The following is a 6,921-nucleotide window of genomic DNA, read 5'->3' as shown; positions in this document are numbered from 1 at the left end:
TGTGTTGGCGTTCTTCACGAGGCCAGGAACGTCGAATGGGCCCACCGAATCGATCAATGGTCGGCTCGAGCACCTTCGAGGATCGGCACTCGGGTTTCGCAACCTGACTCATTACATCGCGAGGTGCCTACTTGAGTCCGGTGGTTTCAGACCGGTTTTACACTCTCGATTACGATGAGCCCCCATACCCTCTACGGTCCACCGCAAATCGTGCACACCTTCACCTAGTGCTTGCACGGTTCCGCCGTGCCACTGCACTCGAATCGGTAAAAGCGGACGGTTCGTCTCGCCCGGCCTGAAGGTTGCTTTGCGGCCGACGATCTTGGGGTCAGCTTCGACCCACAACCAGACCGGGAGTGAGACGAGGCTGATGTCGGAGGCCAGCGTTTGGGTCGGAATCATCTGTGCGTCTTTAGACCGTACGATCGCCTCGATGTAGCTGGTGATACGGCGGATCCAACGGTGGGCTCGGTCGCCGTCCTCAGCGATGAAGTCCTGATGCACTGTCGTGATGTCAGTGTCAGTCATCATCACGCCTACGGGAGAAGAGACGGGCGAAGAATCCCTTTCGGTTCGTCTTCTTCTGTGCCTCCTGTTCACGATTGCCTCGACGAGTGGGCACTGCGGCCACGCGCCTGGCACCGTCGAGTCCAGCCGGGGCAGACGGGAAGGCTTCATTGTCGTTGGTGACTCGAAAGAGCAAGTGGTCAAGGACGGACGACAGGCCGTCGAGCTCGGCACCTGTGCGCCCGGAGTTGAAGGTCTGCATCAGGCGTGGGTCGTAGTCGACGACGCCGACCCACTCGCCATAGTCATCGAAGCCGAGCTGTTTGAGATTCGTCATCGGCTGTTCGGGTGGCGCCGTGTTGAGCAGCATCATGACTCGATTGCGCTGGACGCCGGCCTTATGAAGCTCTAGCACCCGATCACCGAGATGGTTGTAGGACTCCCGACCGTGTTCGGTGAGCATGAGCATGGCTGTTGGTGAGTTGGGATCATTGGCTCGCAGAGTCGGCACGAGGACCTCGCGGTAGATGGTGTCATCGGCTGCGGCCATCGCTTCGGCGATCTGAGTATCGATGATGACGAGGTCGGCCTTCTGTTTGGCGAAGGCAATCGCCTTGGCGTAGAGCTCGTTCGTGACCAGTCGACGAGACGCCTGCGACGGTGGCGGGGCTTGGATGACACCGAACTTGATCTCTTCGAGGTTGGCGCCACTTCGGACCTGGTTGATCTGTTTTGGCGTCACGAGGGCATCGGCCATGTTGCCCGAATGTGCGGCATCAGCGATCGTCGGCAGATTCGACTTGCGCAACCGGAGGCGAATACCTGTTCCGGCCTGGCCACGGTTGGAGTCAATGAGAATGACCTTGTACCCAGCCAGGGCTGCGCGCTGGGCGGTAGCGATCGACAATGATGTCTTGCCGACGCCACCTTTGCCTGCACCGATGATGAGCACCGAGGCGAATGCATCAGAGAACGGTGTGCGGCCGGGGGCATAGTCGGGGGAGTAGTCGGAGATGGCCTGGTCGAAGACGTCGCCGAACTGATCGAGTCCCTGGGACGTTGCCTGGTAGCTGTCGTTGCTCGACCACTGATTGGGCATCCGTGATGAGCTTGGTGCCGATGGCTGAGTAGCCCATGTGGGTTGCTGAGCTGGTGCCGGTACTTCGGGCGGCGGTGCCGGGCTCGCCCACTGACCCATCGGCTGACTCACGGTGGTCTGCTGGCCTGCACTCGGCCACCACTCGCCTCCCGAATTGGGCACAGTCGGGGGAGCTTGCTGCTGATACTGCTGAACTGGTGGCTGCTGATGGGCCGGGGCCTGCGGTCCAGATTGAGGGTGATCGCCCTGCTGAAAGTTCTGCTGTCCTTCCTGGAGCCGAGGCATCGGTTGGGTCGGCGGGTTGGCCTCAAAAGCAGGGATCGCTTGGAGCGGCTGCTGTGGGGGAGGTGGGGCTGGGTAGTCGTCATACCTCACGTCGTTACTCCTCGATGACTGTTCCTGTTCGGAGGGCTGGGTCGAATCCCCCTGACCCCGGTGGGTCGGGAGCTGGCCCATGGCGGGCCCCACTGGCGACTGTCGCTGGACCGGTTGTCCTGCCTGGGGTTGGGTCGGCACTGGGTCGGCGGATGATTCAGCGGTGTCCCAGGGTGGTCCAGGTTCGGCGGCCGGCTGGCCCACGGTCTGTCCCACGCCCGCTGGTCCACCCTGATTAATCGGGGCGAACTGCTGTCTGGCGGGCGGTTCAGGAGTCGACTGTTGGGTCGATTGTGGTGATGGCTCCGTCCGTTCTTGGGACACCGGCTCGTTGCGTCCCCATGGGTCGGGTCCAGCATGAGCAGTTGGCTCCGCTTCGGTTGTGGGACGGCGGTGTGATTCGACTTGGGACACTTGGCCCGAGGGATTGGACCATGGGTCGGTGGGCGGCTGCGGCCTGGCATCCTGTCGCGATGGGGCTTCGACGGTCGGAGTCGGATCGTTCTTCGTCCGCGTCTCATCCGGCACACCCCCGTGTGCCATATGGGGAGCATTGTCACCAAGTGCATCTGCCCCGTTCATCGCTTGCATACGTGTCGACGTGCCTACCTCGACTACCTGGGCGATGCCGTTAGAATCGATGACGGGCGACGACGAATTGGGGGTGTCAATGCCCAAGGAATCGAGAACGTCCCACACATCAGTGGGCGCGGAAACCGTGTTCACAGTTGGGTGATCGGCGAAAGCGCCACCGGACGAGGTGGTGATTGCTCGTAAGGTCGTTTCTTGCGAGAGCTTCTCAGCCCAAGCCTTGAGCCCGACCTGATTGAAGTCGCCAACGAGGACGACGCTAGGAGGTGCCTGACTCGTCATAGCCTTCTTGATATTCAGGGCAGCATCGCGGAATCTCTGGCCAGAGATCACGTGGTAGCCTGCTTCGGCAAGAACATCTTCAAGGCCAGGCAGGTTAGCTACACCGATTCGCGTTGTTTTACTCACACCCTCTCTATGCGTTGAAGGTGTGGGTGTGTCGAAGACTCACAACATGGGAGAGTGATTTCGGTTATGTTCAGTACCGTTGCCAGATGGGTTCGCCCGGCAGAGAGGACCCGCTGTGGCGCAACCAAGTGAGCTAATTCAGCGTTTCAATCCGCACGTGCTTCATCCGCCTGAGACTGAACAGGCCGCCCGCTACGCGATCTCGTTTGTCGAACCGCTGTTTTCGCTGTCGCAGCGTATTGAAATCGACGGCCAGGCAAAGGACTCCGCGGTCAGGTATCCAGCTTGGGCATTGTTCTGGTACGCCGGATGCGTGTCAGCGATCATGCGAACATTGCCCGATGCCGACCCTTGGTCAACCCGGTACCCGCTTGTGACTCCGCCGTTGAGCTCACAAGCACGCAACTCTTCGACGCCTCGATTTGGCTCATGGCGTGACGTCGTCGACCTCACCCCACCGGTACGCGATGACATCGACACAGACATGGACCTGTCCTTCTTCTCCGACGAGATCAGCGACGACTCGGCCAAAGTCTTGGTTGCTGGCCCTCGCGGATGGTTGACGACGGCGAACGTCCTCGCCGACGCGGCGGCACCAGACGGTGAGTACCTCTTCTCCGTCGGAGATGGCGCTCTGCGATGGGCGGTCGGCAGGCGCCGACAGTACGCAGGCCACGGGGATACGTTCCCCACCACGGCCATCATTCAGGCTGCCACCAATGCCACCTCCATCATCAAGGGCTATGACGAGCCATTGGAGGCGATGGACGTTCTGGTTCAACGCGAGAAGTTCTCGAACATGGCCTACGTCCCCATCGAAGACGAGTTCTAGGGGTTTCGACACATCGCTGGGGTCGGCGCATAGATGAAGTATGCGTGCAAACAATTCTCAGCAATCGACCGTCCAGTACCACCAGCCACTAGAGGCTTGGGATATTTCGGACTACGCCACCGTCGGCGATCCGCTCTACCCTGCCACTGCGAAGCTGCACAAGTCTCGCGTATCCCCGCTTGTCGCGGTTGCTCGTGGTTACAAGGCGATGGTGTCAGGGTCGACTGACTTCAACGACTTCCTCGCCTCGACCTACGGCAGTGGCACTTCGAAGACGAAGAACGCTGTGCGCGGTCATGCCAACAACGCCGACCTGCTCTACCTGCCCAACTACGCACTCGACTCAGTCGCCGAGCGCCGCGCATTTGACCCCTCGCACCGGCCCAGCGGCATCGCCCACCAGTACCGTCCATCGAATCCGAAGAAAAACGACCAGGGCAAGAGACTCAAGTACGTCTTCGATTCGGGCACCCAGACAGTCCTCGATGTTCACCCGTCGACACCGAACTCTTACCTGAAGAACCCGGCTAACGTGCTCTTCACAGAAGGCATCATCAAGGGTGATTCCACCTTGACTGCTTACCTGAGGTCGCAAGGCTTCAGCGCGGATGACCTCAAAGTCGCCACCCACTCGGCCAACCCCGACCAGGCGATCCACGACATGCTGGAGACGGTGCCTGCCGAGGACCGGCTGCTCATCGTGTCCATCGCTGGTGTCTACAACTGGAAGTCCAACCCCGAGTGGACGGTCCTGAGGCTCAAAGACTCGACCGCTTGGCTGGCTTTCGACGGTGACCTCGGTGTCAATCGTGACGTGTGGGACCAGACGACGAAGCTCATGGAGTTCCTCAAGCGCTCTCGTCGCATGTCTGATGACAAGGTTCTCCTCGTCGACCTCGCCTCAGTCCCGGTTGCCCATGATGAGGATAAGGTCGGTCTCGACGACTTCTTCGCCGAGCACGGCACTTTCGATGACCTGCCGGCGATGCTCACTGACACGGTTCCCGATCCACCGCAGAAGGACATTGAGGCATTCGTCGGTCAGCACCGCATGAACGAGTCCACGACGGCGTTGCAGAAGTGCTATCCCGCTGACGAGATGTCACCAGCCCGGTGGGTCGACATCGTCGGTATCGGCGCCAGGCTGATGCGCACCTCCGTCTACCGCCAGCCGACGGTCGATGAAGAGGACTCGTGGTCAATCGCTGGGGCATCGAATGTGGAGGCCGACCGCCGTGAAGTTGTCGTCGAGCTCGGCTACCTCGATGGAACCGAATCGGGAGCCCTCGACGCCGACGAGTCCACTGCCGGGCATAATCACGCTCAGATGACTGCACCGATGTCGATCCTCGAAGCATTGCCTCAAGACTGGGGACGACAGGGCGCCTCAGTACCCTCAGACATCCTGACTCTGGCCGAATGGCCGCCACGCAATGAAGGCGAGAAGTGGCTGCGCGAGATGAAAGCGGCCCGCCGTGACGAGGTTCAGCACTTTGAACGCTGGTCTCGCATGGGTTGGGTGCCGTCGACGACGCCGAACTGGCCGACCTTCGTCATCGGTGACCAGGTCATCGAACCCGACAATGTCGAATCCGGTGCACTGCCCGGCGTGACCGAGGATGAACTGCCCAACGTCTCCGGCCTGGGAGTGAAGCTGAGAGACCCCAACCTCACCGATGACGAGTACCGTGACTTCGTGCGTGAGAGCATGGAAAAGGTCTTCGATCTCTTCCTGGTCAACACCCCGTGGAAGGACAGCCGCATCGGCGCGCTCATGATGGCGTCGGCTCTGCGCCCGTGTATGCCCAAGCGCCCTCACGTGCCGCTCTACCTGGTCGGTGCTGCTCGGTCGGGCAAGGCCCTGCCTGTCGATAGCTACATTCCGGTCCCTCATTCGACGTCAGAGACCGGTTTGGCGCGAGTCGCTGACTTGGCCCCTGGGGACACCGTCTTCGGGTCAAATGGGCAGGCGACAGCCATTCGCTCGAAATCAGCCCGCCACACGGCCGAGGTCTTTGATGTCTACCTCTCCGATGGTCGTACGCTCCGAGCCTCCGACCGCCATGTCTTCTCCACGATTGCCCCCGGACCCGCTCGTGCACCGATCATGGCCGAGCTTGGGTCTGAGGCCTTCGAACTTGCCACCAAAGCTGCGGCATTGTCATCAGGTCAGGCAGGCCGGATCACTGACATCGCTGAGCATTACCAGCTGCCCAACGCCCTCGTCGCCGATGTCATCGACCAAGCACGCATCCCCTCGATGCCACTCGTCAGTGACGATGCTTCCGCCGATTTCGGACCCGGATACCGAACCGCTGACATTCAGCCGATCCTTGATCAGGTAGCACTGTCACCGATCGCGTTGAGTGCCGAGACGATCACCCACGATGATCTGATTGCGCTCTGTCCTGAAGCCGAGGCGGAATTGGGTGAGCCGACCATCCGTGCCACAGGCTCTCGTATCGATACCATCTACCCGATTGGGGAAGTGCTCACGGCCTATGCCGAGTCGCTGATCAATGAGGGCCAGGTTGTCACCCAATCAGTCACGACAGCCGAGCTCGGGCCCGGAATGACGTTGGCGGCAATCACCCCCGACGTCAGGGCCTGGTCGGCGAACTCTTCGTCGTTCGCTGCCGGTGTGCAAACGGCAGAGTCGGTGGCCGGGAAAGCCACCAGCGGTGAGACTCTTGCTGACGAACTCGTTTATGGACCCATCCATGACCGCCTGGCATTTCTGCATGGCTTCGTCGCCTGCTCCCTGCGCATTGCCGGCCTGCCTGATCTGAAACTGCCCAGCGCGGAGGATGAGGCAATCAAGGTCAGCGACCGTGGCCTGCGCGCCGACATCGTCACGCTCATGCGCTCAGTGGGCTGGTCTCCAATGGCGGCGTCCGATGGCACAATCCTCTACCGCCCCATCAGCGAACGCGCACGAATCACCGCGGTGGTCCCAGCCGGTCAGGAGACGTGCCAGTGCATCCCTGCGTGTCAGGGTGAGTTGAGTCCACCGGTTCATAGCAAGTCCGCCTTCGCAGGGCGAGTTCAGGAACAACCACCATGAGTATCTCGACTCTGTCCACACCGTCAGCACCGATCGGGAATGATG

At 60.9% G+C, this 6,921-nt stretch carries 5 protein-coding genes; 3 read left to right on the top strand and 2 right to left on the bottom strand.

Annotation, left to right across the window (positions count from 1 at the left end; all coding sequences use genetic code 11):
• Nucleotides 1–178 (top strand): transposase (locus BSP239C_RS20065; RefSeq protein ID WP_145997517.1); only part of this gene is annotated, 178 nt, incomplete at its 5' end.
• Here BSP239C_RS20065 and BSP239C_RS20865 read toward each other — a convergent pair.
• Entirely contained in the window at nt 112–528 is a 417-nt protein-coding gene (locus BSP239C_RS20865; RefSeq protein ID WP_180959124.1) for a hypothetical protein, read from the bottom strand. The two genes, BSP239C_RS20065 and BSP239C_RS20865, sit on opposite strands and share 67 nt — an antisense overlap.
• Nucleotides 521–1,606, bottom strand: coding sequence for a ParA family protein (locus tag BSP239C_RS20860; protein ID WP_180959123.1), 1,086 nt, complete (start codon nt 1,604–1,606; stop codon nt 521–523). The genes BSP239C_RS20865 and BSP239C_RS20860 overlap by 8 nt, the downstream gene beginning before the upstream one ends.
• Nucleotides 1,607–3,137: 1,531 nt before the next feature.
• On the opposite strand from BSP239C_RS20860, the gene BSP239C_RS20055 reads away from it, so the two are divergent.
• Together BSP239C_RS20055 and BSP239C_RS20050 are read left to right on the top strand one after the other, a co-directional pair.
• Entirely contained in the window at nt 3,138–3,812 is a 675-nt protein-coding gene (locus BSP239C_RS20055; RefSeq protein ID WP_101575063.1) for a hypothetical protein, read from the top strand.
• Nucleotides 3,813–3,852: 40 nt separating this feature from the next.
• On the top strand, nt 3,853–6,876 hold the full coding sequence (locus tag BSP239C_RS20050; RefSeq protein ID WP_101575062.1) for a hypothetical protein: 3,024 nt from the start codon (nt 3,853–3,855) through the stop codon (nt 6,874–6,876).
• The last annotated feature ends 45 nt before the right edge of the window (nt 6,877–6,921 follow it).

Source organism: Brevibacterium sp. 239c (genome assembly GCF_900169365.1).
Taxonomy (GTDB): domain Bacteria; phylum Actinomycetota; class Actinomycetes; order Actinomycetales; family Brevibacteriaceae; genus Brevibacterium.
The sequence above is the reverse complement of the archived record's forward strand: the minus strand, read 5'-3'. Positions and strand labels throughout refer to the sequence as shown.

Excerpts from the sequence above, each read along its gene's own strand:
- BSP239C_RS20050 (WP_101575062.1), top strand. The coding sequence starts at position 3,853 with ATGCGTGCAAACAATTCTCAGCAATCGACCGTCCAGTACCACCAGCCA.
- BSP239C_RS20860 (WP_180959123.1), bottom strand. The coding sequence starts at position 1,606 with ATGCCCAATCAGTGGTCGAGCAACGACAGCTACCAGGCAACGTCCCAG.
- BSP239C_RS20865 (WP_180959124.1), bottom strand. The coding sequence starts at position 528 with ATGACTGACACTGACATCACGACAGTGCATCAGGACTTCATCGCTGAG.